The 24,658-nt window shown below is 60.7% G+C and carries 29 protein-coding genes and 1 tRNA gene; 13 read left to right on the top strand and 17 right to left on the bottom strand.

Annotated elements, in window-relative coordinates; translation table 11 throughout:
- Positions 1-37: 37 nt before the first annotated feature.
- The gene (locus HKD28_RS02735; protein WP_194266747.1) at positions 38-967 is read right to left on the bottom strand and encodes a retroviral-like aspartic protease family protein; all 930 of its coding nucleotides are present in this window, start codon (positions 965-967) and stop codon (positions 38-40) included.
- Between the two features lie 201 nt (positions 968-1,168).
- Between HKD28_RS02735 and HKD28_RS02740 the strand changes: the two genes are divergently transcribed.
- Together HKD28_RS02740 and HKD28_RS02745 are read left to right on the top strand one after the other, a co-directional pair.
- Positions 1,169-1,245, top strand: a tRNA-Asp gene (locus HKD28_RS02740).
- A gap of 76 nt (positions 1,246-1,321) precedes the next feature.
- Positions 1,322-1,669 (top strand): DUF3147 family protein, encoded by a 348-nt coding sequence (locus HKD28_RS02745; RefSeq protein WP_457851964.1) that lies wholly within the window; start codon positions 1,322-1,324, stop codon positions 1,667-1,669.
- A 9-nt stretch (positions 1,670-1,678) separates the two neighbouring features.
- Here the strand turns inward: HKD28_RS02745 and HKD28_RS02750 are convergent, their stop codons facing one another.
- Both HKD28_RS02750 and HKD28_RS02755 read right to left on the bottom strand, forming a co-directional pair.
- Complete coding sequence (locus tag HKD28_RS02750; RefSeq protein ID WP_194266749.1) at positions 1,679-2,449, bottom strand: ABC transporter ATP-binding protein; 771 nt, start codon at positions 2,447-2,449, stop codon at positions 1,679-1,681.
- 4 nt (positions 2,450-2,453) lie between these two features.
- A complete protein-coding gene (locus tag HKD28_RS02755; protein ID WP_194261806.1) occupies positions 2,454-3,293 on the bottom strand; it encodes an ABC transporter permease in 840 nt (279 codons plus the stop codon).
- 134 nt (positions 3,294-3,427) lie between these two features.
- Between HKD28_RS02755 and queE the strand changes: the two genes are divergently transcribed.
- From queE to HKD28_RS02770, 3 genes are read left to right on the top strand one after another with little or no spacing between them, the layout of a single operon-like run.
- Positions 3,428-4,069, top strand: a complete 642-nt coding sequence (gene queE, locus HKD28_RS02760) for a 7-carboxy-7-deazaguanine synthase (protein WP_194266750.1) — start codon at positions 3,428-3,430, stop codon at positions 4,067-4,069.
- A gap of 2 nt (positions 4,070-4,071) precedes the next feature.
- Entirely contained in the window at positions 4,072-4,806 is a 735-nt protein-coding gene (gene queC / locus HKD28_RS02765) for a 7-cyano-7-deazaguanine synthase QueC (protein WP_194266751.1), read from the top strand.
- Complete coding sequence (locus HKD28_RS02770; RefSeq protein ID WP_194261803.1) at positions 4,803-5,330, top strand: 6-carboxytetrahydropterin synthase; 528 nt, start codon at positions 4,803-4,805, stop codon at positions 5,328-5,330. The genes queC and HKD28_RS02770 overlap by 4 nt, the downstream gene beginning before the upstream one ends.
- Before the next feature lie 15 nt (positions 5,331-5,345).
- On the opposite strand, the gene HKD28_RS02775 is transcribed toward HKD28_RS02770, so the two are convergent.
- The 10 genes from HKD28_RS02775 to HKD28_RS02820 form a co-directional block, all read right to left on the bottom strand.
- Positions 5,346-6,245 carry a fructose bisphosphate aldolase gene (locus HKD28_RS02775; RefSeq protein WP_194266752.1) on the bottom strand — a complete coding sequence of 300 codons (900 nt, stop codon included), beginning with the start codon at positions 6,243-6,245 and terminating at the stop codon, positions 5,346-5,348.
- A gap of 191 nt (positions 6,246-6,436) precedes the next feature.
- The gene (locus tag HKD28_RS02780; protein ID WP_194266753.1) at positions 6,437-7,042 is read right to left on the bottom strand and encodes a CatB-related O-acetyltransferase; all 606 of its coding nucleotides are present in this window, start codon (positions 7,040-7,042) and stop codon (positions 6,437-6,439) included.
- Positions 7,043-7,163: 121 nt separating this feature from the next.
- Positions 7,164-8,072, bottom strand: coding sequence for an NAD-dependent epimerase/dehydratase family protein (locus HKD28_RS02785; RefSeq protein ID WP_194266754.1), 909 nt, complete (start codon positions 8,070-8,072; stop codon positions 7,164-7,166).
- A gap of 19 nt (positions 8,073-8,091) precedes the next feature.
- Complete coding sequence (locus tag HKD28_RS02790) at positions 8,092-8,484, bottom strand: cupin domain-containing protein (protein WP_235993247.1); 393 nt, start codon at positions 8,482-8,484, stop codon at positions 8,092-8,094.
- A gap of 29 nt (positions 8,485-8,513) precedes the next feature.
- Positions 8,514-9,056 carry an RrF2 family transcriptional regulator gene (locus tag HKD28_RS02795; RefSeq protein ID WP_194266755.1) on the bottom strand — a complete coding sequence of 181 codons (543 nt, stop codon included), beginning with the start codon at positions 9,054-9,056 and terminating at the stop codon, positions 8,514-8,516.
- Between the two features lie 118 nt (positions 9,057-9,174).
- Positions 9,175-9,849: a GTP cyclohydrolase I FolE gene (folE, locus tag HKD28_RS02800; RefSeq protein WP_235993248.1), complete on the bottom strand. Its 675-nt coding sequence runs from the start codon at positions 9,847-9,849 to the stop codon at positions 9,175-9,177.
- On the bottom strand, positions 9,846-10,745 hold the full coding sequence (gene folK / locus HKD28_RS02805; protein ID WP_194266756.1) for a 2-amino-4-hydroxy-6-hydroxymethyldihydropteridine diphosphokinase: 900 nt from the start codon (positions 10,743-10,745) through the stop codon (positions 9,846-9,848). The genes folE and folK overlap by 4 nt, the downstream gene beginning before the upstream one ends.
- On the bottom strand, positions 10,742-11,539 hold the full coding sequence (gene folP, locus HKD28_RS02810) for a dihydropteroate synthase (protein ID WP_207728812.1): 798 nt from the start codon (positions 11,537-11,539) through the stop codon (positions 10,742-10,744). Before folP ends, folK begins: the two co-directional genes overlap by 4 nt.
- Before the next feature lie 35 nt (positions 11,540-11,574).
- Positions 11,575-13,968, bottom strand: a complete 2,394-nt coding sequence (locus tag HKD28_RS02815) for a putative bifunctional diguanylate cyclase/phosphodiesterase (protein ID WP_194266757.1) — start codon at positions 13,966-13,968, stop codon at positions 11,575-11,577.
- A 409-nt stretch (positions 13,969-14,377) separates the two neighbouring features.
- Positions 14,378-15,136 carry a DsbA family protein gene (locus tag HKD28_RS02820; RefSeq protein ID WP_235993249.1) on the bottom strand — a complete coding sequence of 253 codons (759 nt, stop codon included), beginning with the start codon at positions 15,134-15,136 and terminating at the stop codon, positions 14,378-14,380.
- 232 nt (positions 15,137-15,368) lie between these two features.
- Here HKD28_RS02820 and HKD28_RS02825 point away from each other — a divergent pair, with 232 nt between their 5' ends.
- Entirely contained in the window at positions 15,369-16,787 is a 1,419-nt protein-coding gene (locus tag HKD28_RS02825; protein WP_194266759.1) for a gamma-glutamyltransferase, read from the top strand.
- Between the two features lie 52 nt (positions 16,788-16,839).
- Here HKD28_RS02825 and fliP read toward each other — a convergent pair whose 3' ends face one another.
- On the bottom strand, positions 16,840-17,562 hold the full coding sequence (fliP, locus tag HKD28_RS02830) for a flagellar type III secretion system pore protein FliP (RefSeq protein ID WP_407925761.1): 723 nt from the start codon (positions 17,560-17,562) through the stop codon (positions 16,840-16,842).
- Between the two features lie 41 nt (positions 17,563-17,603).
- Positions 17,604-17,909 carry a flagellar biosynthetic protein FliO gene (locus HKD28_RS02835; protein WP_194266760.1) on the bottom strand — a complete coding sequence of 102 codons (306 nt, stop codon included), beginning with the start codon at positions 17,907-17,909 and terminating at the stop codon, positions 17,604-17,606.
- A 225-nt stretch (positions 17,910-18,134) separates the two neighbouring features.
- Here HKD28_RS02835 and HKD28_RS02840 point away from each other — a divergent pair, with 225 nt between their 5' ends.
- The 7 genes from HKD28_RS02840 (at position 18,135) to recA (ending at position 22,812) form a co-directional block, all read left to right on the top strand.
- Positions 18,135-18,527 carry a flagellar basal body rod protein FlgB gene (locus tag HKD28_RS02840; RefSeq protein WP_194266761.1) on the top strand — a complete coding sequence of 131 codons (393 nt, stop codon included), beginning with the start codon at positions 18,135-18,137 and terminating at the stop codon, positions 18,525-18,527.
- A 13-nt stretch (positions 18,528-18,540) separates the two neighbouring features.
- On the top strand, positions 18,541-18,948 hold the full coding sequence (gene flgC, locus HKD28_RS02845) for a flagellar basal body rod protein FlgC (RefSeq protein WP_194261792.1): 408 nt from the start codon (positions 18,541-18,543) through the stop codon (positions 18,946-18,948).
- A 5-nt stretch (positions 18,949-18,953) separates the two neighbouring features.
- The gene (fliE, locus tag HKD28_RS02850; RefSeq protein WP_194261791.1) at positions 18,954-19,301 is read left to right on the top strand and encodes a flagellar hook-basal body complex protein FliE; all 348 of its coding nucleotides are present in this window, start codon (positions 18,954-18,956) and stop codon (positions 19,299-19,301) included.
- 2 nt (positions 19,302-19,303) lie between these two features.
- Positions 19,304-19,576 (top strand): flagellar biosynthetic protein FliQ, encoded by a 273-nt coding sequence (locus HKD28_RS02855; protein WP_194266762.1) that lies wholly within the window; start codon positions 19,304-19,306, stop codon positions 19,574-19,576.
- Positions 19,577-19,635: 59 nt separating this feature from the next.
- Entirely contained in the window at positions 19,636-20,490 is an 855-nt protein-coding gene (locus tag HKD28_RS02860) for a flagellar biosynthetic protein FliR (RefSeq protein WP_328748830.1), read from the top strand.
- Positions 20,491-20,493: 3 nt separating this feature from the next.
- Positions 20,494-21,570, top strand: a complete 1,077-nt coding sequence (locus HKD28_RS02865) for an EscU/YscU/HrcU family type III secretion system export apparatus switch protein (protein WP_194266763.1) — start codon at positions 20,494-20,496, stop codon at positions 21,568-21,570.
- A gap of 204 nt (positions 21,571-21,774) precedes the next feature.
- Positions 21,775-22,812, top strand: coding sequence for a recombinase RecA (gene recA / locus HKD28_RS02870; protein WP_194261788.1), 1,038 nt, complete (start codon positions 21,775-21,777; stop codon positions 22,810-22,812).
- Positions 22,813-22,877: 65 nt separating this feature from the next.
- Here the strand turns inward: recA and HKD28_RS02875 are convergent, their stop codons facing one another.
- Both HKD28_RS02875 and HKD28_RS02880 read right to left on the bottom strand, forming a co-directional pair.
- Positions 22,878-23,852: a ferritin family protein gene (locus HKD28_RS02875; RefSeq protein ID WP_194266764.1), complete on the bottom strand. Its 975-nt coding sequence runs from the start codon at positions 23,850-23,852 to the stop codon at positions 22,878-22,880.
- A gap of 54 nt (positions 23,853-23,906) precedes the next feature.
- Positions 23,907-24,584, bottom strand: a complete 678-nt coding sequence (locus tag HKD28_RS02880) for an ATP-dependent Clp protease proteolytic subunit (protein WP_194261786.1) — start codon at positions 24,582-24,584, stop codon at positions 23,907-23,909.
- Positions 24,585-24,658 lie beyond the last annotated feature (74 nt).

The raw sequence follows: 24,658 nt of genomic DNA on the forward strand, positions 1-24,658 counted from the left end.
GTTGATTGAAACTCCGTTAATGCGCCTCCAGACAGTCTCAGTAAGAGGGGGCCGGAATATCGACATCGTGCTGAACAAACATCCGGTTGCCGTAACGGGGGATCCAGATCCGGTAATGTTTCAGAACATCCGCCCCGAGGAGCGCATCCGTATCGGGCAACCCTCCCCCCACTTTCAGAGAGACATCGTGAAAAACGATATCCCCCACCTGAAGTGTCTCAAAATGATGGAGATAATTTTTCACAGGGTCCCGCGTCAGCCCATATCCGGTTGAAACAGGATCTTTTTCCAGCATCGCACGCGTCACACCAGCTGCCCGGGCCGCGTCCAGACTGATCAGGGTGGTCGAGGCTCCCGTATCCAGCGTTGCATCAACCGGATGGCCGTTCAGACGTATTTCCAGGGTGGTTTTATGGCCTTCATTATAGATATGGCTGATCGGCACGACGTGGATATGACCCTCCCATCCCGGCGTGGGGATATCACAGTCTTCCGTCTCAACCAGCCGGACACGGTGTGAAGGCATGTCCACAATCGTATCGTAGCGCCCAAGAAAATCACGCCCGAACACCCCCACAACCGGAAGGCCAGCGACCTTTCCGACAAATTTCCCGGCACCGGCAACTGCGATGTTGGTGGCTTTGGAACTCCCCATGTCCAGCGTGTCGATCGTCACGACACGTCCATAGTCCTGACCTCCAACACCATGGATCAGAACCGTTCTCCCCATATCATTCAGACCCAGAGGTTCGACAAAGCTCTGTCCAACCGTCGTAGCGAACGCCCCCGTATCGACAATAAGTGCAACCGGGTGCCCGTTGATCGCGGCCCGCACGATCGGGCTACCCCAGTCATTCAGCACGGGCATGTTCCCGCTCGTGATCAGCTTGCACTGGTGCGGCCCCGTCTCGCACCCGGCCAGCACCGTCCCCAGAAACAGCAGTGCCGCCAGTCGTCCCAACTTCATGAGGCTCTCCCGCCTGTATCGTTCCGTTACACAGGACACGCCCCTTTCCTCCCGGGCAAGGCAGTTTTTTGATCCGAAAGGCTTTTTTTTCAAAAAACCCTCTTGTCACCCCACAGGCAGGCTGATACATCACCGCCACCGACCAAGAGGAAGCCAAACAGCTTCAAGACGGAAGGTCCCAAGACACTGAAAAGTGTCTCTGCGGGTGTAGCTCAGTTGGTTAGAGCGCCGGCCTGTCACGCCGGAGGTCGCGGGTTCGAGCCCCGTCACTCGCGCCACTCCTCTCATGGAGTTGGCCGCATTCTCCAAAAAAAATTCTGAAGAAGCCACTGCCCGTTTTTAGGGAAGACTATGCTGTTCTTCATTCTGAAATGCCTGATTTCAGGGCTCCTGATCGCCGCCGCCTCCAGTATTGCGCGGCGCTATCCCGGCTTTGGTGCATTGACTGCATCCCTGCCGCTCGTATCGGTTCTGGGCATGATCTGGCTCTGGCTGGAAAAGCCGGACCGCATCGTCATGAGCCGTCATGCGGAAGCGACATTCTGGTATGTGCTTCCCTCGCTGCCCATGTTTCTACTGATTCCGCGACTGCTCCAGGCAGGGCTGCCGTTCTGGTTCGCCCTATTGGCAGGATGTGCGCTGACGATTGTTCTGTATCTCTGCACGACATGGGCGCTCGCCCGTTTCGGTACAGGCGGCTGAGACAGGCCCTCAGCCCGCCTCTTCCAGATAGACGTCCAAAACCTCGTCTGGCGTGCCGTCCATGCGGATATGTCCGTTCTCAAGCCAGATGACGCGCGTACACCATTGCCGCATGATCTTGGGCTGGTGCGTGGACAACACAAGGATTTCCGCCTGCTGGACAAGTTCCTCAAGGCGCGCCTTGGCCTTGTTCATGAACACCCCGTCCCCCGCGAGAAACCATTCATCCATCAGCAGGATCTGCGGCGAAGACGCTGTTGCCAGACCAAAGGCCAGTCGGACACTCATGCCCGCACTGTAAACCTTCATCGGCATGTCCATATAAGGGCCGAGTTCGGCAAAATCCTGTACGTCCTGCTCGATCCGCTCAATCTGCTGACGTGAGAGACCCTCATAGCGTCCCTTGAGGCGAATATTTTCACGCCCCGTCAGTTCGGGATTCATGCCCAGACTGCTGTCCAGCAGCGTCCGCATCGTTCCATCAAGCCGCACGCGTCCCGCAACGGGCTCGTAAATGCCCGCAAGCGCACGCAACAATGTGGTTTTTCCAGCACCATTGCTGCCGATCAACCCCAGCCGCTCGCCGGAATTCAGCGTGAAACTGATCTCCCGCAGCACGCTCACGATCGTGCGCTCCCGCAGATCATGCATCAGATGCGCCGAAGGCGATGATGGCGCAAACCGGGCCAGCGTTTTGCCGACCTGCCGCTTCAGGGAGCGGCTCTGCCCATGATACAGCGGAAAATCGATACAGAGGCGATCAACAACAATCCCGGGCATCAGATCAGATCCAGTAAGGAATGCGCGACCGCATCCGGCAGAACAGAATGGCTGCCAGAAGCCACAGAAGCACACTGTGCCCGAGAGCCGCTTCCCAGACGATGGACTCCACCGTCTGGCCCAGAAGCGGCGCCCGCACGATTTCAAGCAGCGGATAAAACGGATCAAGCAACAGATAGTGCCGTCCGGTCGTGATCAGTTCCGGCTTCCAGATCACCGGCGTCACGAAAAAGAAAATCTGCATCAGAGACGCCACGATGGGCGCAATGTCCCGAAACCGCGCGCCCAACATCCCGATCAGCAGAATGACGCAGAAACTGTCCACGATCCAGAGCGGCAGACTGAACAGCAGGCTCCAGATCTGCTGCGGCCAGACATGGAAGACCGCAAACACGACGACAACGACAACCATGTTATGCAGCAAAATCAGCAGATTCCTGACGATCACCTGCGTGACCGGCAGACTGACCGGAATCCGCATCGCATGGAACAGGGACGTGCTCTGCGTAAAGACTGTCCCCGCATCGTTGATGACGGTCCCGCCATATCCCCACAACACGATCGAAAGTGACAGGAACGGCAGATAGGCTTTCAGATCCATGTGGAAGAGATAGCCGTACACCACCCCCATCGCGCCAATCATGACAGCCGTGGACAGCGTCAGCCACAGCGGTCCCAGAATGGAGCCGCGATATCGCATCTTGATATCCAGCCAGCCGAGCGTCACGGCCAGCGGCAACAGCCGCAGGCCCGCCTGCAGATCGCTCCACGCGGCGCGGACGAGCCCCCAGCCGCGCAGAGGCTCAAGGGTCAGAACAGGAGAACGGGCATTCATGTCTTCCATGCGCCTTCCCTACCATGAAAGCAGGCGCTGCCCATCCCCCTTGCCCGCGAAACATCCCACTTCGCAGAACACCTTCAGCCCGACATGATGATTTCCCTTGCATCCTGCGCCATCCTCGCCGACATGCTGCGGTCATGTCTTATGCTGTGAAGGAAATGTTCGTGACCCTCCAGGGCGAGGGTGCACAGACAGGCCGTGCGTCGGTGTTCTGCCGGTTCGCGGGCTGCAACCTGTGGTCGGGCCGCGAGCAGGATCGCGCCACGGCCGCCTGTACGTTCTGCGATACCGATTTTATCGGGACGAATGGCGAAGGCGGTGGCCGCTTCGACACCGCCGAGGCTCTGGCCGCCACCATCGCGGCCTGCTGGACCGGCACCGCCGATGACAGCGGTCGCCGCTATGTCGTTTTTACAGGCGGCGAACCTCTGCTCCAGCTTGATGATTCGCTGATCGCCGCCGTGAAGGCTCAGGGTTTTGAAATCGCCGTGGAAACCAACGGCACGATCGCAGCGCCTGCCGGAATCGACTGGGTCTGCGTCAGCCCCAAACCCAACAGCACGCTTGTCCAGATCGAAGGCGCGGAACTCAAGCTGATCTACCCCCAGCCGGAGCTGCCGCCCGAACTGTTCGAACATCTCTCCTTTCGCCATTTCTGGCTTCAGCCCATGGACGGCCCCGACCGCATCGCCAACACACAGGCCGCCGTCGCCTACTGTCTGCGCCACCCGCGCTGGCGCCTGTCGCTCCAGACGCACAAGCTGATCGGAATCCCCTGACCATGAACACGAACACGGCCATCAGCAGCAACACCGCGCTCGTCCTGTTCTCCGGCGGGCAGGATTCCGCAACCTGCCTCGCCTGGGCCCTCTCCCGCTTCGACCGCGTCGAGACGGTCGGATACGCCTACGGACAGCGCCACGCCATCGAACTCGAATGCCGCGACACCCTGCGCGAGCAGATGGCCGCGTTTTCGCCAGAGTGGAAAGCACGCCTCGGCGACGATCACACGATCGACCTCGCCTCCCTCGGCGCGCTCTCCGAAACGGCCCTGACCCGTGAAGCCGAGATCGGACTGAGCGAAAACGGTCTGCCCAACACGTTCGTGCCGGGCCGCAACATCATTTTCCTGACCTTCGCCGCAGCCCTCGCCGTCCGCCGCAATGCGCGCCACATCGTCACCGGCGTCTGCGAAACCGACTATTCCGGCTACCCGGACTGCCGCGATGATACGATCAAGGCCCTGCAGGTCGCCCTGAACCTCGGCATGGACCAGCGTTTCGTGCTGCATACGCCGCTGATGTGGATCGACAAGGCCCAGACATGGGACCTGACCGAGCAACTCGGCGGCCAGCCCCTCGTGGACCTGATCAACCGGGACAGCCATTCCTGTTACATGGGCGATCGTACGCATCAGCATGACTGGGGCTATGGCTGCGGCACCTGCCCGGCCTGCAACCTGCGGGCCGACGGATGGCGCCGCTACCAGCAGAGCCGTCATGGAGGCGCCGTATGACCGCCGAACTCGTCTTTACGCGGCGTTTCTGCATGGGCCATAGGCTCATTACCGGATCAAGCGAACGCTGCGCCATCCCTCATGGCCATAACGAATATGTCCGCGTCACGCTGCGTCCGGCCAAACAGACCCGACTGGACGGTCATGCGAACATGATCCTCCCCTTTGCGGACGCCAAAACGCGCTGGCACCATTTTGTGGACAACAGCCTCGATCACGCGCTCCAGCTTTCGGAAACAGACCCGCTTCTCGCATGGTTCCGCGCCAATGAACCCGAACGCGCCAGCCGGATCGTCGTCACGCCCGGCGACCCGACAACCGAACTGATGGCCGCCCTCATGCTCGCCAAACTGACCGCCATTCTTGCGGATCAGGGCGACATTCTGCGCGTTCATGAAATCGAACTGGAAGAAACCCCTACCAACACCGTGCGCCTCGGCGGCAATCCGCAGCATTACCTGCCCGCCGTCTCAAGACCCCCGGAACAGTGCTGGTGGAATAAAGCGGACGCCAGCATTTCCTGACGTCCGAACCAAGCTTCAGGCCTTATGGACCGAAGCGTCGTAAATTTCCCCGATCACCTCTCCCAGCGCGGCATCGAACTGCGCATCATCCATCTGATGCCTCAGATCCCCGATCAGCGCGCGGGAGAAGCTCGCAATCATCCGGTGATTGTGCCGCAGCTTCTCGCAGGCCTGATCCAGCGGATAGCCTCCTGACAGCGCCACAACCCGAACCATCCGCGGATCACGCGCAATATCGTCATAGAGATCCGCAATTTCCGGGATTGTCACCTTCAGCATGATCCGCGCGTCCTCGGGCAGCTTTTGCAGCTCTTCGAGAACGTAATCGTGCAGAAGCTGCTCACACGCGGCCTTGTCCGGGCTCTTGATAAGCACTTCCGGCTCCAGAATGGGCACCAGCCCATGTTTGCGAACCTGTTCGGCCACCGCGAACTGCTGGCGAACAATGGCCCGGATGCCGCTTTCGGAGGGTAGACGGATGGTGGAGCGTTCTTTCGTTCCATAAACGCCCAGTTTGGCCGCACGCGCCAGCAGGGCATCCAGATCGGGCATCGGCTTCATAAGCTGAACGCCGTCCGCTTCCGCCTCCAGCCCCTTGTCGATTTTCACAAACGGCACAACGCCCCGTTCGCGCCACAGATAGGCCGGAACAGGCTCACCATTCACGTCGCCGTCCATCGTGCGCTCGAACAGGATGGCCCCGATCACCTTGTCGCCCGTAAAGGAAGGCGCCGTGATGATCCGAACCCGCATGTCATGCATGAGCGCGAACATCTGGCTTTCGTCCGAATAGTCGCTCTCGGCAATACCATACTGCTTCAGCGCGCCCGGCGTGGAACCGCCACTCTGGTCCAGAGCGGCAATAAACCCGCCTTTGTCGGCCATCTGTGACATCATCTTGTCTGCGGTGCTCATCAAGATCCCCTTCGATACAGGAAAACCGTCACCGCTCCCGAAGGACCCCACGGATCACCCCGCCTCGCAGTGCGTTTCCCGACACAGTCCAATCGCGCCGATGCCCGGAATGGTTCCTGCCCGACAGCTGCGGAAAGTCATAGCGCACCCCCGACACCCGATGAAGCGGCCCGCCGCTCACCAAATCAGGATCAGCCGTCTTCAGAGCCGTTCTGACCATTTTCATAAAGCGCCAAAAACGCCTCGATATCGTCGCTCATCAGCGCTCCGCAGCGCTCTTTCACCAGAGTTTCCGGCCATTCCCACCAGGCCAGCGCCAGAAGCCGCGCAATGATGCTTTCGGGAAACCGGTACCGGATCACTTTTGCCGGATTACCCCCCACAATCGCATAAGGCGGCACCGATTTCGTCACGAGCGCCTGCGCGGCAATCACGGCCCCGTCGCCAATCGTCACGCCAGACATGACCGTAGCCTGCGCTCCAATCCAGACGTCATTGCCGATCACGACCTCTCCCTTGCTGGAGTGATCGTCTTGCCCCTCCTCGGCAGCGGGCCAGAAATGCGAGAGCGTTTTGAACGGATAGGTGCTGACCAGATCGGCCCGGTGATTCCCCAGAATGATCGTGACACCGGGGCCGATCGAACAGTAGTCGCCAATCCGCAGCCCGGCCTCTCCGGCTTCCAGAACAGTAGGGACACCATAAGTGTGTGGGCCGATCTCCCAACCCCACTCATCTTGCTGATACGCCAGCGCATAACGTGTCAGGGCCTGAAAGGCACGATTTCCAAACGACATGGGCTCATTCCTTCATGCTGATGCCTGCGGAAAAGCCGAAGCCAAACACAAAGAACCGCAGCCGCAAGACCAGCATGCCCCTGCCGCACCGGAAGTCCATGCGCCTCGAGAAAACGTGATTTCAGACGTTCAACCAAGGCACTCTTGCTGGCTGAAGTCCGAGAAGCGCCTTCGCCTTGCGATTACAGGCCCCGCTCAGACTGTTCTGATAATAGACGCTCTCTTCACCGCCCCGCCTGACAGTATCGGCCTCATCCATATGAGGCGGAGCATCGGCCCCAACCCACGCCGCATAGGCTGGCAACCATCGAGACAGCGCGGTCGGCTGGTCATCAACCACGTTATAAACCCCCGCAGGTGCCGCCAGAGCCGCAACCGTTGCCTGCGCCGCATCGTCCACATGAATGAACGAAAACACGCCCTGCCCGGCTCCAATCACATGCACCTCCCCCTCGCGGACATGCAGGCTGAACGCACCATCCGGCCAGTACCAGGTGCGCGGCCCGTAGAAAAACCCGTATCTGAGCGCGACACCTTCCATGACGCCATCACCCAGAACGCGTCGTTCCAGCATTTCATACATCCGCGCACTCTCCCCGATCCCGCCAGGAGCATCCGTTCTCAACGGCGAGTCTTCAGTCGCAAGCGCCCCCTCACCATTCAGGTAAAACCCGCAGGACTGCTGGACATAACGTCGCACCCCCACAGCCCGAGCAGCATCATGAAGATTGCCCCCGCCCTCCAGACGCAGCCCCCGGTCCGCAGGCAGCCTTTGCGCCAGATCGAACGGGCTGGACGGCAGGGACGTCAACTGATCGATCACAACCTCCGGCCGTACCCGCTCCAGCAGAGCGAACATTTCCACCCGATCCAGCGCATTCCCCACCACCGGCCGTGCGCCCAGTTCCTGAAGGACAGGCGCATTTTCAGCCCGACGCACCATCCCCCAGACCTCATGCCCCGCCTTCACCAAACGCGCGATCAGAGGGCGACCCACAGCACCGCTTGCCCCAGCCAGCAGAATTTTCATGATCCGGCTCCTTCAGACGTCACTTCGCAGGCAAGACGAACGGCGCAGCCTTGTCCTTGACGAAAAACGCAAGGAACCGGGCAGGCTCGGTCTGGCTGGCATTGCGTCCAACAAGATGCACATCATCCGGCCCCTCAAAGAACGTCTGCCCCGGATGAAGGGTCATAGGCTTCCCACCCCGGACCTGCATGACAACACTGCCCTGCAACACATAAACGAACACCGAAGCGCCATGCCGATGGATCGGGTCCGACCCGCCGGGTGGATAATCGACGGTCAGCATGACCCCTTCTTTTACCGGTATGCCCGGCAGATCATGGGCCAGAAGCGGCGTGACCTTCGTTTCGGCATGAAGGGAAGACGTGCAGACGCACAAAGCCAAAGCGCCAAACGCAATAAAACGACGCATCATTCTGTATTTCGATGTTGGATGTGAAAAAATCAGTCCGTATCCGCAGACCGCCGCTGCCGGACTTTACTGGTCCGGCGTGTCTGGGAGCGGTTCTCAAGCCATCCCTGCGCCTGTCCCAGAAACGCAGGAGGCGCCTTGTTCCGCATGGAGCCTGCAAGATCGGCCAGAGATGTCCGCGCCAGTTCCTCGCGCATGGTCTGCTCGGCCCGCAGCAGGGCCGCATGAATGCTGCACACGCCTTTCGTGGCCCATTGCGGCGGCGCGTCATCGAACAGGACGCAGCGCCCGCGAATTTCCTGACAGTTAAAAAGGCTCTTCCGCCCCTCAGCCGCGTCCACAACATCCAGCACGCTGATCTGCGTCGGAGGGCGGCCCAGCCTGTAGCCGCCCCTCAGCCCTTCGGAAGCCGCAAGAATCCCGGCCTTCTCCAGCTTCGGAAGCTGCTTGGCGATAAAGGCCGCCGGAATGTCCTGAAGCTCCGCCAGATCCAGACTGCTGACCGGTTCGGGATGCTCCACGAGCCACAACAGGCTGTGCAGGACGTATTCGGTGCTTGCGCCATAAAGTGCCATACGCAGACCATATAAGTCCGCGTTTTGATTCGCAAGTCATCCACGCGCAGAAACGCAGGCTTCAAAAGCCTTGAAAAATCATCCGTTTTTCAGAATACCCCGAAACGCCTGGCGCGGATTACCCGCGCAGAAGCGACATAATCTCCATCCGGGCCGCATTGTCGTGCTGCCAGCTTCCGCGTGCGATGGACGTCACGGTCGTGGAACCGGGCGAGCGCACACCGCGCATGCTCATGCACATATGCTCGGCCTCAATCACGACCAGCACAGCTTCCGGCGCCAGAACATCTTCCATGCCCTGCGCGATCTGGTCCGTCAGACGCTCCTGAAGCTGCGGTCGACGCGCAAAGCCTTCCACCAGCCGCGCAATCTTGCTCAGTCCCGTCAGACGCCCCCCCGCCGGGAGGTAAGCCACATGCGCCTTGCCATAAACCGGCAGCAGATGATGCTCGCACATCGAATGGAAGCGGATATCCTTGACGATCACCGCACCATGATGCCGGTCCGCCGAGAACTGCGTCTTCAGATGATCCCGCGGGTCCTGATGCAGGCCGCTGAACACTTCCAGATACATCTTCGCCACGCGCTGCGGCGTATCGAGCAGTCCCTCGCGATCCGGGTTTTCACCCAGTGCCTCAAGAATTTCCCGCACAGCCCCCGCAATCCGCACTTCCGCATCCGCAGGCAGCGGCAACGCTCCCATCGGACGACGCTCCTCGGACGAGAGGCTCTCCTGACTGTCCGACTGATAGGCCGATGCGGTGGCTACGGTCGTGGCGTTCAGGTTGGTCATGCGGGTTCAGGCTCCTCTATGCCCCAACGGCCCGTGCCATCAGGGACGCGCCGGGTCACATCCCCCGGGCTCCGCGGCAGGACTGCTAGCGCGTCCCGCACGCGACGTCCACTAATGACATGATCTGGATCAATTTCCGCCAGCGGTTCCAGCACAAAAGCCCGCTCGAACAGACAAGCATGCGGCAGCCTCAGAACCCGGTCCCGAACCTCCCGCGCGCCATAATAAAGAACATCAATATCCACGGCCCTCGCGCCCCAGCGCACGCCCGGCACACGTCCCAGCTCCGCCTCGATCGCTTTGCACTCCCGCAGAAGCGCATGAGGCGCCAGCGTCGTCCGTCCGGTCGCACAAATATTGACGAATGTCGGCTGCTCCACGCCGCCCCAGGGCGCACTGTCATACAGCGACGACACCTTCACGATCTCCAGCCCGCCCACAAGCGACAGCCGATCCACAGCCGCCGCCAGAACAGCCTCCCTTTCTCCAAGATTGCTACCCAGAGAGAGCGCAACCTCGTAAACCCGGGCCTGTTCCACCACCACGGCCGTCCCTGACACCACATACGGCACCGGCGCGGACGGTTTGCGGACTTCAACCCGAACCCACTCCACACGCTCAAGCCGCGCCAGCACACTCTGCGCCATCCGCCCGGCGACCGTCTCGATAAGCTGAAGCGGCTTTCCAGTCACGATGTCCGACGCGATATCGCACAGCGTCCCGTAACAGACGGCCTGTTCGTAATCATCGCCCGCAATCGCATCCGACAGATCCGCCCGGATCTCGATATCCACCACGAAACGCTGCCCGATCCGCGTCTCTTCGGGCAGGACACCATGATAGCCAAACAGACACAGATCCCGCACGAAAACAGACGTCAGGGCAGGCACAATCATCGGACATCCTTCAAAATCTGAAGCATTTTCAACGCATCCACATGCTCGCGCACGTCATGCACCCTCAGGACCGCAGCGCCCTGCTCCACCCCGTACAAATGGGTCGCCAGCGTTCCCGCCAGCCGCTCGGACGCCGCACGCCCCAGAAAATGCCCGAACATGGATTTGCGCGACACCCCCAGCAGAACCGGCAACCCATATTCGGTTCGCAGATCCCCCAGCCGCGCCACGGCCTCCACATTCTGCACCTGCGCCTTGCCGAACCCCACACCCGGGTCCAGCACAATCCGATCGCGCATAATCCCGGCCTTTTCTGCCAGTTCCAGCGACCGGTCAAAGAAACGCCGCCAGTCCGCGCGCAGATCCAGCGCCTCGTCCACGTCATGACGGTTATGCATCACAATCACCGTCGCGTCCGAATCCGCCACCACCGAGGCCATGTCCGGGTCCGCCTGCAATCCCCAGACATCGTTGATGACCGCCGCACCGGCCTCAAGCGCCCGCTTCGCGACGAACGCCTTGGTCGTGTCCACCGAAACGACCACTCCGTCCTCGACCAACTGCCCCACGACCGGCGCAAGACGCGCCCATTCCTCCTCCGCCGCAACCGGCGCAAAACCCGGCCGCGTGGACTCGGCCCCCACGTCCAGCAGGTCCGCCCCATCCGCCACGAGCGCCCGCCCATGGGCCAGAGCCGCTTCAGGCCGAAAAAAGCGGCCTCCGTCAGAAAAGGAATCCGGCGTGACGTTCACAATCCCCATGACCGCCACCTGCCCGTTTCCAAACCGGTTCATGCTGCCGTTCCCATCCACAGTCTCCACATATCTTTTCAGGACAGATCCGCCACCCGGCGCGCCCAGAAGAGCGGTACGTCTTCCTCCGGAACCGGGCGCCCCAGATAGAACCCCTGAACTTCCGTACAACCCTGCTCCTGCAAATGGCGGCAATGCTCCGGCGACGAGACGCCCTCCGCCGTTACCGCGACGCCAAGATCCCGTCCCAGCGCAATCACATTCCGCACCACCGCCGCACTGCGCGCATCCTGCAACATGTCCTGAATGAAGGCCGCATCCAGCTTGATCTTGGAAAACGGAAACTGTCGCAGATACATCAGCGTCGAAAATCCCTTGCCGAAATCATCCAGCGCAATTCCAACACCCCTGAATTCCAGTTCGCGAAAAGCATGGTGTACACGGGGCCCCACCTCAAGCGCCTGCGTCTCCGTCACTTCGATCTGCAACCGGTGGGCCTCCAGCCCCGTATGCGCCAAAACCTGGAAAATACGCCCCGCAATATCGGGAAGGGAAAAATGCGTCGCCGTCATGTTGACCGAAATCCATAATGGAACCGGCCAGCGCCGCGCTGCCCGACATGCTGTCTCCAGAACCCAGAAATCGAACTCCAGCCCGCTCCCAGTCTCGACAATCGTATCGATAACCTTTTCGATCGACAGATGTTTGTGCGCCGCCCCCTTCCACCGGGACAGCGCCTCAAATCCGATCACCATTCCGGTCTGGGCATTGACGATGGGCTGATACACCAGCGCGAATGCTTTTTGCCGCAAAGCCTGACGCACATCCCTGAACAGACTCTGCTGACGGCTTCCCGCCATCTCCTCGCACGGATCAAAAATGCTGTAACGCCCGACCCGCTCTCCCCGCGCATCCCGCAGCGCTGTCTCGACAGCCTCCACCAGCACCTCACCGTCACCGGTCGTCGATACCGCCATACCAATTGCGGGCTCCACGTCGATAACATCCCCGGCTACGCTAACAGCGCCGCTCAGCGTCAACAGAATTTCCAGCGCCAGCGCCTCAAGAAACTGGCGTTTCCGCTCGACCGGAATTCCTGTCACAACCGCCAGATCCATCGCGCCGTACCGCGCTACGAAACATCCCTCCGCGCCGTTCAGATGGGCGGGGACATTCCGTGCAAGACAGGCCTTCAGTCGCGAAAGGCTCTTCTGAAGAACCTCTGCAGCCTCGTCCGGCGTCACCACACGCCGCCGCCCGAGACTGGAGACATCCAGCGAGATGAGAACGACCACGAACGCCTGTGCGCCACGCATCGTCTCCAGAAGCCTTTTCTGAAGATGCTCCTGACAGGCCAGCCGGTTCGGCAACCCGGTCAGAGCATCATGCCGCACGCGATGAAAATGCCGCTCCCGCACACGCTGGAGAGCCGTCACGTCGGCGCCCACTCCCAGATATCCCCGAAACACTCCGCCCCGGAACACCGGCTCTCCCGTCAGCATCCACCAACGCGCGTCTGACCCGGCCACGGCCCGAACCACCAGTTCCCGAAACGCCAGCCGATGCATCAGACAATACGCCAGATGTCGTTCTGAAGAGATCGAACCAGACTGATCAAAGCTGGCCGCGGGTATCTCCAGCAGGCTTGCCAGCGTCCTACCCGCGATCTGCGTTTCATCACGCCCCAGAATCCGGCAAAGCCCCGCCGATGGGTTGCGCAGAACACCCGCCTCGTCCGTCTCCCAGAGCCAGCGCCCGGTCGGTGCCGCAGAGCGCCGCGTGAGAAGCGACAGGATATCTGCCTGCTCCCGCTGTTTCAGACGCGCAATCTGCATCCGCCACAACAGAACACCCACCAGCCGGCTGATCCCCACAACGAAAAGCCCGCACACCGTCGCCATAAGAAAGAACGACGCCGTAAACAGGACCGACCGGTAAAAACAGCCCTCCAGCAGCGCCCCATAGGCCCCTGCGATGATCGGGACAACCATGGCCTCAACGGCTCCACTCACCGGAGCACAGAGCAGAAGGGGCGCCATCAGCCCAAAACACACACCAAGCGTCAGAAGATGGATGTCTTCACAATGCAGCCGAAACACCAGAATAATGAAAACGAACCAGACGAGCCCCAATGCCCCATTCAACATCCGCAACGCCCTGCGGATCGCCGCGTAATCCGCAAAACTCCGCATGCTTCTGATGTTTGGCTGAACCCGGAAAAACCAGAGTAGTAAAGCGCCTTCGATCCCCACAAACAGGAAAAGGGCCAGCCACCAGCTCGATGACCACACACCCAGCGCCACCACCGGCGCACTCACCGCCTGCGCCAGAAGATGAATGGGAAAAAGGAGCCTCAGGGAACGCAGCTGCCCCCTGTTGAACGCAGTCTGAAAAGACGCCGGAACCTGCGTCGCCTGAAAAAACAGGGCTTTTTTCAAAACGGGGGAACGGCTGCGGTTAAAAACGCTCAAGACGGCCCATCGCACCACCAGCGATTGCCGGAACCACCGTCTCAGGCGCGTTCCCCCGGAAGGCCGCCGGTCCGGCTCCTCAGCACAGGGCCCGTCCTGACACCCTGCTGCGCCAGAAACCCCGGATCCCCGTTCCCCACCAGCGCTGCTCCCCGCGCCGGACTGTCTGTCGTCTTTCATACACCATCATACCAGTGGAGCACGTCAAAAATCCGAAACGACTTCGTCAGGATCAGAAGAACGCCGTTTCACGAAAACAGGAAAACCATACCGGCAAATACGCGCTTGCCAAACCCCGGAAAACCGGTTCCGCACGAGTTCCTTTAACGTTCACGAAGTCTCCCTTCGCGAACGTTAAAAACACCAGCCGTTTTTAACTTTTCAGCAAGGATTTCTCGTACCCAAACCCTCAGGCTTTACGCGCACGCTCCAGAAACGCATCCATCTGATCTGCCTCAAGCGCCCCCGGCGCGACAGCCGCCGTACCAAAAATGAAGGTCGGCGTCCCATCCAGACCAACCGCGCGTCCCTGATCCAGATTGGTCGTGATCAGCGCCACGGTCTGGGGCGAGCTCATATCCGCCGTCAGCTTCTTCGCATCCAGACCATTGGCCTGCGCCAGAGCGACGATCCGCTCCATGCTGGGCTTGGTGGTGTCTTCCATCAGCGCCTTGCGCATGACGTCATATTTACCCTGCGCACTGGCCGCGAAAATGGCCCGCGTATCCAGAACGCTGTTGCTCCCCAGAACCGGCACGACTTTCTCAACAAGCCGCACGTCCGGATGACGGGCCAGGAAACGATCCACCTCGCCCATCATGGACCGGCAATACGAACAGCGCGGATCGTAGAACTCCACAACCGTGATCTTCCCATGCGGATTGCCCCGGATGGCAAAGTCAGGAGCGCTCTGAAGCTCGGACTGATGCGCCTTCACAGCTGCAAGCGTCGAATCCTGCTTCTGCTCCTCGGCCTTTTCACGGATCGAGCGAATAGCATCCGTCAGAATGCTCGGGTCGTTCTGCAATGCGTCGCGCATGATGCCGACAATCTCGGCGCGCTGGGCTGGCGTGAAAGACGTGGCCGGAGCCGCCAGAGCCTGTCCGCCCACAAGAAAGGCCATTCCGGCAACAACAGCAGACGCCGTGGCAAGCAGATGGTGTTTCAATGGAAAGCTCCGGATCAGCTGAAAGAAAGACAGAATGTCTGATCCATACGCCATAAAGAACGTCCACCGCAAAGAGAAGACACCAACTCGCCCCTCCCACAAACCGCAGATTGCCGTTATGAGGGAACAAGAGCCGGAACCGGACCCACGGCGCAGACCCGTCTGCCCGCGCCCGTCCTCCGCAAAGGCCACGAGGCCGGACAGTCGTGACCAGACATTGGAGAAACGCCAGGTGGCGCATCGTCAGCACCAGATTTCCACCCCGGACGCCACACAGACCCGTCGCATCGCGTCCCGTCTCCCGGCCTCACTGATGGCCTCGGTAGCCTCGGGCCTCCTTCTGGGCGCCTGCTCGTGGATCCCGGGCTCCCATCTCGTGGGCATCAGCGAAACAGCCGCCCCCGCAGGCGGCAGCATCGGCACGGTCGTCGCCGACGAGCCCCAAGCCGCGCTGGTCGGCCATGACGTGCTGGCCCGCGGCGGCAACGCTGCCGATGCCGCAACCGCCACGGCCCTCGCCCTCGGCGTTACCCTGCCCTCCCGCGCCTCCTATGGCGGCGGCGGCGCGTGCCTGATCAGCCGCCCCGGCGAAGCGGCGCAGTCCATTTCCTTCCTGCCCCACCCCGGCACCAGCAAAGGCGCCGACCGCCCGGCCGGTACGCCTGCCAGCTTCCGCGGCCTGTATCTGATGCAGCTCCATTTCGGCACGGTCGAGTTCAACGATCTGATCGCCCCGGCCCTGAACCTCGCCAGCACTGGCATCACCGTCAGCCGCGCCCTGGCAACCGATCTGGCCGCCGTCCACACGGCCCTTCTCGCGGATGAAAATGCGCGCGCCATTTTCGGACGCGGCGAAGCCAACACGCTCGCCGCCGGCGACAGTCTGGCCCAGCCCCGTCTCGCAGGCTTCCTCGAACGCATCCGCGTCGCCGGCGTCGGCGATCTCTATAACGGCGCCCTCGCCGACGTTTACGTCACCGCAGCCCAGAAAGCGGGCGGCGGCCTGAACGACGACGACATGCGGCAGACCCTCCCCGTCCAGACGGACGCCCTGACGGCCCGTCAGGGTGGCATAAACGCCGCGTTCCTCGCCCCGCCCGCCGATGGCGGCCTCGGCGCGGCGATCCGATACACGACGGGCGCCTCGGCACAGGGCGCTGTCGCCGCATGGCGCGCCTCGGGTAACACGACCCTCGCCGCCGCTCAGGCCGCCCTCGACAGCGGCCATTCCGGCAACGGCAGTCTGCCGTCCCTTCCGGCTTCGACGTCCTTCGTCGTGACCGACCATTCGGGCATGGCGGTCGCCTGCGCCCTGAGTGAAAATAACCTGTTTGGAACAGGCCGTATCGCTGGCAGCACCGGCGTTGTCCTCAGTGCTTCCCCGGCCCGGACCCCACAGCCCCTGCTCTCCGCTGCAATCCTGCGTGACCAGCGCAGCCTGCGCGCCGTCATCGCCGCTTCAGGGCAAAATGAAGCCGCAGACGCCGTCGGAGACGCGGCCCGCGCCGCCGCCCATGACGCCCCGATCCCCCATGAAGGCGCCGGTCGCATCAACGCGATTGTCTGCCACGGCGACGATTCGTGCCACGGCGTCACCGACCCCCGCGCCGCAGGCCTCGCGGCAGGCACCACAAACGACAGCACCCACTAACAAAAAAGCCCCGCCGATTGTTGAACCGGCGGGGCTTTTTCATCTCCGGATCCTATCCGGTAAAACTTCGCACCAGACTTCCCGCGACCAGTGACCATCCGTCAACGACCACGAAAAAGATCAGCTTGAACGGAAGCGACACGGTACTCGGCGGCAGCATCATCATGCCAAGGCTCATCAACACGCTGGACACCACCAGATCGATGACCAGAAACGGTAGATAGAGCAGAAATCCCATCTCAAAACCGCGCCGCAACTCCCCGATCATGAAGGCCGGCACCAGCACACGCCAGGGCGTATCGCCAATCTTCGCAGGCGGTTTCTCATGCGCAATATTGAGGAACGTCGCCACATCCGCAGGCCGCGCCGTCACCGCCATGAAATCGTGAAACGGCTGGGCCGCCGCCGTCAGCCCCTCCATTTCCCCAACACGCCCCGCCATCATCGGCTCGATCCCCGCATCCCACGACTTCTGAAGCGTCGGCTGCATCACGAACAGTGTCAGAAACAGCGACAGCCCGATCAGCACCGTATTAGGCGGCGTCCCCTGCGCGCCAAGCGCACTGCGCAACAGCGACAGAACAATCACGATCCGTGTAAACGCCGTAATCATCACCAGCAGGCTCGGCGCCAGAGAGAGAACCGTAATCAGCGCCGTAAGCTGCACCAGGCGACTGGTCGTCCCAGCTCCCCCCGTCGCTCCGTTCTGCCCCAGATCAATGCTCACGGACTGCGCATGCGCCAGCGACGGCACACACACACACGTCAGCAGCATCACAAACGGCAAAAAGGCTCCAAACCGCATCAGAGCCTGCCTCACGCCACGTCCTCCACAGCGGAGTCATCCAGCGCCGAAGCAAACGTCTCCCGCTCCGTCCAGTCCATCAGGATGTCCTGATTGCCCCCCGTCAGAACCAGAACTTCCCGCGTGCCATACCGCACAACCGAAAGGCGCCGCGTCCGGTCAAGTGCCATCTGCCCCACAAGCGACAACCCAGCTTGCCCGCCCCGCGCGCCATTTTTTTTCTGCTCCAGAAACCGCAACAGGGGCCGGCTACAGAAAATCAGCACAACAATAAAAATCAGCGCGGCAATCGCGTTCGCGCATTCATGCAGGGTCATAGGTCAGTCATCCTCATTCCCCGGCATGATGCCCAAGATCAGTTAATGACCGCTTAATTGACGACGAATTTCACGCAGGAGGCGGACGGCACTCCTCAAAACAGGCGATGCATATCGGTCGCCCACTCCCGAATCTGCGGCTCAGGCAACCATTTATTAAAGATTTCACGCCATCATGCCCCTCGCCGGCATTTTCCCGGTTCCTGCATGACGGAGACTGTCGCGATGCGTAACATCGACTCAACAAGCGCAGGCGGCACCGACCTCTTTTCTCTGGGCCGTGACCGCATGAACTGGCTTCAGGCCCGTCAGCAGGTTCTGGCTGGCAACATCGCCAATTCCGATACGCCGGACTATCAGGCCAAAGACGTCTCCCCGTTCGAAGCCGCTCTGGGCGAATTCGACATCACACCAACCATCACGCAGCCCAATCATATCGGATACACCGCCTCTGGCGCGCACGTCATCGAAACGTCGTCGGAACAGTCTCTGGACGGAAACCAGATCTCACTGGACCAGCAGATGGAACAGGTCGCGGATGTGAACGACCAGCAGCACCTCGCTGTAAACGTCTATTCCAAATATCTGAGCATGTTCCAGACAGCGCTCGGCAAATAAAGGACGCTGACGGATGAACCTGTCCACCACCATCGGTATTTCCGCAAGCGGCATGGACGCACAGTCCCAGCGCCTGCGTATTGTTGCGGAAAACCTCGCCAATCAGGATACGACCGGCTCCCAGCCGGGCGCTGATCCCTATCGCCGCAAAACCATCACCTTTGCCGAACAGGTGGACAACGAAAGCGGTGCCTCGACCGTCGGCGTCCAGAACATCGGTCAGGACATGTCGGATTTCGACACCCGTTACGACCCGTCCCATCCCGCCGCCGATGAGCGCGGCTACGTCAAGGTTTCCAACGTGGATTCCATGACCGAGATGATGGACATGCGCGAAGCCGAGCGCTCTTACGAAGCCAACCTGAACGCCATGCAGAGCAGCCGGACCATGCTGTCCCGCACACTCGACCTGCTGAAGTAACACAAATGCTCACCTCCCTTTCCCACGCCCATAACGCCTACGCCGTCCAGAGCCTCCAGAGCCGCCTTGAAGGCGTGACAGACGATATTGCGGACGGCCTTCGCACTCCATCCACAGCAGGCAGCAGCAGTTCGGGCACAGATTTTGGATCCGTCCTCTCGCAGTCCGTCAACAGCGTAATCGACAGCGGCCATGATGCCGAAGCCAAGGCAGCGCAAGGCCTCACAGGCGGTGGCGACATGACCCAGATCGTCACCGCCATTTCAAACGCACAGCTTGCCCTGCAGACCACGACCGTGATCCGCGACCGCATGGTGCAGGCGTATCAGGACGTGATGAAAATGACGATCTGACCATGCAGGCCATCGATCTGGGCGCCATTCTGGAGCAGACGTTCATCGTTGCCCTCAAACTGAGCGCCCCCGCCCTCCTGACCGCGCTTGGCGTCGGCCTTCTGGTCTCCCTGGTCCAGGCCGTAACGCAGCTCAATGAAGCCACGCTGTCCTTTGTTCCAAAGGTTCTCGCCATCGGGGCCGTCATGGTGATGGCAGGGTCCTTCATGACCGCGACGCTCATCGGTTTTGCCCGACAGCTTTTCGATCAGCTCATTCTCGTCGGCACGACCTGAGGCTGCCGCCTTTCAGACCCGGATTTGACTGACATGCGCGCACTCAAAGAAACCGTCCTGTGAACACGGGTCTTGCCAATACAGCAGCCCCTATAGCGCTTCAGGGTCTTGATCTCAGCGGTCCGGTTCTGAGCGTCTGGGCGCTCGCTTTCGTTCTGGTTCTTTCCCGCACCGGCGGAGTTGTCATGCTCATGCCCGGCATTGGCGAACAGTCCATGCCCATGATGATCCGTGCTGGATGCGCCATCACGCTGACGGTCCTGCTCCTTCCGCTCGTCGCCCCTTTGCTCATGCAGACACATCTGGACGCACTCGCGCCTGTCGCCCTGTGCGGCATGATCGCCGTCGAACTTTTCGCGGGGGTTCTGATCGGCTGGATGGCCCGACTGATCTGCATGGCCCTGCCAATTGCGGGTCAGATCATTGCAGTCTGTATGGGCATTTCCAGCGTCCTTCAGCCCGATCCGGATCTCGGGTCCGGCAGTTCCGCTCCTGCCCGTTTCCTCAACCTACTGGCGCCGCTCGTGCTGCTCGTGACGGGTGCTTATATCCTACCCATCCGCGCCATCCTCGGCAGCTATACCCTCATCCCTCCCGGTGGCACGCTGCTCCTGACCAACACACATGCGCACTGGAATCTGCTGGGGGACTCAGCACAGGGTGTCATCCAGCTCACGGAACACAGCTTCGCTCTGGGGCTGGAACTCAGCGCCCCTTTCCTGATCCTGTCCCTTGTCTGGCAAGGCATGCTGGGCATCATGACGCGCCTTCTGCCGACGCTACAGATCTACAACGCCGCCAGTCCCCTGCAACTTCTGGGCGGCATCGCCCTTCTCGGCCTCACCCTCAGCACCATGATCGCCATCTGGCAGGGACAGGCCTTCGACGTCCTCCGGGCCCTTCCGGGCCTCTGAACGATGTCTGACTCCGACGACAAAACAGAAGCCCCGTCAGCCCACCGCCTCCAGAAAGCGCGCGAGGACGGCCAGATCGTCATGTCCCGCGAGGCCATGAGTTTCGTGGCTCTTCTGGGAGGATTTGCGGGAATCTTCATGATCCTGCCCTACCTCGTGACGGATTTTGTCCACACCATGAAAGCCCTCATGGCCAATGCAGGCACCGTCCCGATGGCACAGGGCGGTTTGCTGAACAGTACGAATCACGCCATTGAAGCGGGCCTGTCCTTGGCCGTCCCCCTAGCTGCCACCGTGGCCGCCTTCTGTCTCGGTGCCGGATTTCTGCAAACGGGCTTTCTCATCCACCCCGGCTCATTGCTCCCCAAACTCGAACGGGTCTCTCCCCTCGCCGGCTTCAAGCGCATCGCAGGTGGCGGAACCCTGCCGGACACGTTCAAGGCCCTCGCAAAATTCGCAATCTTCGCCGTAGTTCTTTGGCATATCAGTAAAAACGCCATTCCAACCGCGTCACGCATGGTCGGATTGGAACCCGGCCCCCTCCTGAAAATGATGACGGATCTCGGATTCAGTGCCGCGGCCTCGATGATCGGCGCACAACTGGTAATCGCGGGCTTCGATCTTTTCTGGATGCGCTTTCGCCATATGTCCAAGCTGAAAATGAGCCGCGAAGACCTCAAGGACGAATATCGAAATGCGGAAGGCGATCCGCATGTGAAAGGCCGACAGAAGGCCTTGCGAGCCAAAGCCGCCAGACAACGCATGATGGCCGCCGTCAAGACAGCCACTGTAGTCGTCACCAACCCGACGCACTACGCAGTCGCTCTTGTCTATGAAAAAGGCAAAGGTGGCGCTCCGAAAATCGTAGCCAAAGGCATGGATGACGTCGCCGCCAGAATCAGGGAAATCGCACAGGACAACCGCGTCCCGATCGTCGCCAATCCGCCTCTGGCCCGTGCCCTCTTCACCCTCCCGCTGGAAAGCGAGATCCCGGCCGAGCACTTCAAGGTTGTCGCGGCCATCATCGCTTATGTGTGGAAACTCAAACGCCCCGCAGGCCTTTCCGCCCCCTTGAGGTAAGCCTGCCCCTCGCACAGGAAAAAAATCTTCCACCAAAGCCTGTCTTCCCCTTGGCGTCACAGGGTGCAGACATGATATGCCTCCCAGAAGAACATTTGCGAACACAGGCAGGCGACAGCCATGACTGACATGGCACTTTGCGAGAATGACTGCCCGGTCTATCGTGGTTTCCAAACGCCAGCCCGAACCTATTGCGAGGATTGAATGGACAAGACCAAGGCGCTTGAAGGCGCACTCAGCCAGATTGAGCGTGCTTTCGGCAAGGGCTCGATCATGCGCATGGGCCAACGGCCAAAAGTGGAAACGAATGTGATTTCCACCGGCTCCATCGGGCTGGATATTGCGCTTGGGATCGGCGGCATGCCCCGCGGCCGCATTGTCGAAATCTATGGCCCGGAAAGCTCGGGCAAGACCACACTTGCCCTGCATGTTCTGGCCGAAGCCCAGAAGAAGGGCGGCACCGTCGCCTTCATCGATGCCGAACATGCCCTTGACCCCGGCTACGCCCGCAAACTCGGCGTCAATATCGACGATCTTCTCCTGAGCCAGCCGGATGCCGGCGAACAGGCTCTGGAAATCGCCGATACGCTCGTCCGTTCCGGCGCCGTGGACGTTCTCGTCGTGGACTCCGTTGCGGCTCTCGTCCCGCGCGCCGAGCTTGAAGGCGACATGGGCGACAGCCATGTGGGTCTGCATGCCCGCCTCATGAGCCAGGCTCTGCGCAAGCTGACGGGAACGGTCTCGCGCTCCAACACGCTCGTGATCTTCCTGAACCAGATCCGTATGAAAATCGGCGTGATGTTCGGCAATCCGGAGACGACCACGGGCGGCAACGCCCTGAAGTTCTACTCCTCCATCCGCCTCGATATCCGCCGCATCGGCTCCATCAAGGACAAGGACGAGGTTGTCGGCAACCAGACCCGCGTCAAGGTCGTCAAGAACAAGATGGCCCCCCCGTTCCGTCAGGTCGAGTTCGACATCATGTATGGCGAAGGCATCAGCAAGATGGGCGAACTGCTCGATCTGGGTGTAAAGGGCAACATCGTCGAGAAATCGGGCGCATGGTTCTCTTTCGACAGCCAGCGGATCGGTCAGGGACGTGAGAATGCCAAGCAGTTCCTGCGCGACCATCCGGAAATGGCCTCCGAAATCGAACGGCGCATCCGTGCCGAAGCCGGTGTTCTCGCCGACGCTCTGATGACGGACCCCGAACCCGACGCAGACGGCGCTTCGGAAGACTGAAACGAAAAAGGGCTCCCGTAACGGAGCCCTTTTTTATTGCCTGCGTCTCTTGCGAAAAGGACCGCTCAGGCCGCAACCCGGTTGCGGACCCGATCCCAGAGCTTCGCACCCTTGATGATCGCGCGTGCAATCGCCGGGGTCGTCGTCGGACGCATCAGCCGCGGATCATAGCCTGCAAAACGACGGTCATTCTCATCCAGACAGAGCTGCATGAGGTCCGGAATCTTGACGTCCATGGCCGTCATGTCCTTGGCACCCGTGACGGTAAAATTGTTGTCCTGAGTGTGTTCTTCGCCATTGTCGTCAATCGAGCGGGCCAGCCCCATGCGCTCATAGGCGAGGAACAGCCACACCCCGATCACACGCAGCTCAAACCAAGGCCGCTTCCACACCGGCATGGTCGCCCGATGCCAGGCCAGCCAGTTCGCAAACAGCAGGATATGGCGGCATTCTTCCTGCATCACCGGCTCGAACGTCTCGATCAGTTCCTGCGGGAACAGCCCGGCCCGCTCGGCGAGGGCAAACAGTCCGAACGCAAAGAAGCTGTCCACACATTCCGAAAAACCCGTGACCAGATAGGCCCATTCCGTGTCTTTCGGCGTGATGTACGGAGGCTCTGGTGCCATCGGAATCTTGTAGGCCTCGACCAGCTTGGACAGAACTTCCTTGTGCCGGTTCTCTTCCCACGCATTCCGCGAAAGCGCGTCTTTCATGTCCGGATCGGTGATCATGTCCGCATAAGCGGCCATCCGCAGACGTGCCTTGCCCTCGGTCTGAACCGCAATATCCCAGATCGGCAGGGACGTGATGCGATGCAGCGTCTCCGGATCAAGTTCAGGCCAGTCGATCACGGAAGGCTTGTACGGATTGAACGTGTCGCGGAACATCGCAGCGACAGCCCGCTTGTGTTCTTCCGTACCGGGCTTGAGCGGGCCCTGAATCGGGCTGCTCCAGTGGCGCGCTTCGTAATCAACGCGCTCTAGCGTCTTCTCCGACGGTGCGTCGGGAAGATGGGAATAGATTTCGGCCAGACTTTTCATGATGGTCTTCGCGGCGTGCCCGAAGACACGCCGTGCCCCTTGGAGCTTGTAGTTTTACTTCAGATCGGTCGCAGAATTGATGATACGGTTCACAAGCCCGTATTCGATCGCTTCCTGCGCCGACATCCAGTAGTTGCGGTCCGTATCTTTGGCGATCTTTTCGTAGGTCTGCCCGGTTTCTCTGGCGAAAAGACGGTTCAGACGCTCGCGCATCTTGATGATCTCGCGTGCCTCGATGTCGATATCCGTGGCCGGACCGCGCACCCCGCCCATCGGCTGATGGAGCAGAAAGCGCGTGTTCGGCAGGCAGACGCGCCGCTCGGGACGGCCAGCCGCATAAATCAGCGCGCCAGCGGAGGCGACCCAGCCGGTCCCGATCATGTTGATCGGCGCAATCGAATCCACAAAGCGGATCATGTCATGGATGGTGTCGCCACTCTCCACATGACCGCCCGGCGAGTTCACATAGACATCAATCGGCTTGTCGGACGTTCCGGCCAGCGCCAGCAGACGACCCGTCACGTCACGGGCGATCTTGTCGTTGATACCGCCGAAAATCAGAACTTTCCGCTGATCGAACAGACGGCCTTCAAGCTCACTGATCGGGCTGTTCAACGTCTTGTTGTCTTCCTCGCGGGTTTCGCGCTCCGGAGCATCCGGCTCGTCATCCAGGCGGGTCGGGTTCATTCTGGTGATATCCATATCGTTTCCAGATCCAGCATGCATCTTCATACCCCCTATCCTGCGCTTCGTTTTCGTCGGTGCCAAGTCCTCCTTCCGTCTCAGGTGGACAGGACCACTCGCCA

It is taken from the genome of Gluconobacter cadivus, from assembly GCF_015244745.1.
Classification (GTDB): domain Bacteria; phylum Pseudomonadota; class Alphaproteobacteria; order Acetobacterales; family Acetobacteraceae; genus Gluconobacter; species Gluconobacter cadivus.

Coding starts and splice junctions, on each gene's coding strand:
- HKD28_RS02735 (WP_194266747.1), bottom strand. CDS start 967: ATGAAGTTGGGACGACTGGCGGCACTGCTGTTTCTGGGGACGGTGCTG.
- HKD28_RS02750 (WP_194266749.1), bottom strand. CDS start 2,449: ATGCCCGGGATTGTTGTTGATCGCCTCTGTATCGATTTTCCGCTGTAT.
- HKD28_RS02755 (WP_194261806.1), bottom strand. CDS start 3,293: ATGGAAGACATGAATGCCCGTTCTCCTGTTCTGACCCTTGAGCCTCTG.
- queE (WP_194266750.1), top strand. CDS start 3,428: ATGTCTTATGCTGTGAAGGAAATGTTCGTGACCCTCCAGGGCGAGGGT.
- queC (WP_194266751.1), top strand. CDS start 4,072: ATGAACACGAACACGGCCATCAGCAGCAACACCGCGCTCGTCCTGTTC.
- HKD28_RS02770 (WP_194261803.1), top strand. CDS start 4,803: ATGACCGCCGAACTCGTCTTTACGCGGCGTTTCTGCATGGGCCATAGG.
- HKD28_RS02775 (WP_194266752.1), bottom strand. CDS start 6,245: ATGAGCACCGCAGACAAGATGATGTCACAGATGGCCGACAAAGGCGGG.
- HKD28_RS02780 (WP_194266753.1), bottom strand. CDS start 7,042: ATGTCGTTTGGAAATCGTGCCTTTCAGGCCCTGACACGTTATGCGCTG.
- HKD28_RS02785 (WP_194266754.1), bottom strand. CDS start 8,072: ATGAAAATTCTGCTGGCTGGGGCAAGCGGTGCTGTGGGTCGCCCTCTG.
- HKD28_RS02790 (WP_235993247.1), bottom strand. CDS start 8,484: ATGATGCGTCGTTTTATTGCGTTTGGCGCTTTGGCTTTGTGCGTCTGC.
- HKD28_RS02795 (WP_194266755.1), bottom strand. CDS start 9,056: ATGGCACTTTATGGCGCAAGCACCGAATACGTCCTGCACAGCCTGTTG.
- folE (WP_235993248.1), bottom strand. CDS start 9,849: ATGACCAACCTGAACGCCACGACCGTAGCCACCGCATCGGCCTATCAG.
- folK (WP_194266756.1), bottom strand. CDS start 10,745: ATGATTGTGCCTGCCCTGACGTCTGTTTTCGTGCGGGATCTGTGTCTG.
- folP (WP_207728812.1), bottom strand. CDS start 11,539: ATGAACCGGTTTGGAAACGGGCAGGTGGCGGTCATGGGGATTGTGAAC.
- fliP (WP_407925761.1), bottom strand. CDS start 17,562: ATGCTGCTGACGTGTGTGTGTGTGCCGTCGCTGGCGCATGCGCAGTCC.
- HKD28_RS02835 (WP_194266760.1), bottom strand. CDS start 17,909: ATGACCCTGCATGAATGCGCGAACGCGATTGCCGCGCTGATTTTTATT.
- HKD28_RS02840 (WP_194266761.1), top strand. CDS start 18,135: ATGCGTAACATCGACTCAACAAGCGCAGGCGGCACCGACCTCTTTTCT.
- flgC (WP_194261792.1), top strand. CDS start 18,541: ATGAACCTGTCCACCACCATCGGTATTTCCGCAAGCGGCATGGACGCA.
- fliE (WP_194261791.1), top strand. CDS start 18,954: ATGCTCACCTCCCTTTCCCACGCCCATAACGCCTACGCCGTCCAGAGC.
- HKD28_RS02855 (WP_194266762.1), top strand. CDS start 19,304: ATGCAGGCCATCGATCTGGGCGCCATTCTGGAGCAGACGTTCATCGTT.
- HKD28_RS02865 (WP_194266763.1), top strand. CDS start 20,494: ATGTCTGACTCCGACGACAAAACAGAAGCCCCGTCAGCCCACCGCCTC.
- recA (WP_194261788.1), top strand. CDS start 21,775: ATGGACAAGACCAAGGCGCTTGAAGGCGCACTCAGCCAGATTGAGCGT.
- HKD28_RS02875 (WP_194266764.1), bottom strand. CDS start 23,852: ATGAAAAGTCTGGCCGAAATCTATTCCCATCTTCCCGACGCACCGTCG.
- HKD28_RS02880 (WP_194261786.1), bottom strand. CDS start 24,584: ATGAAGATGCATGCTGGATCTGGAAACGATATGGATATCACCAGAATG.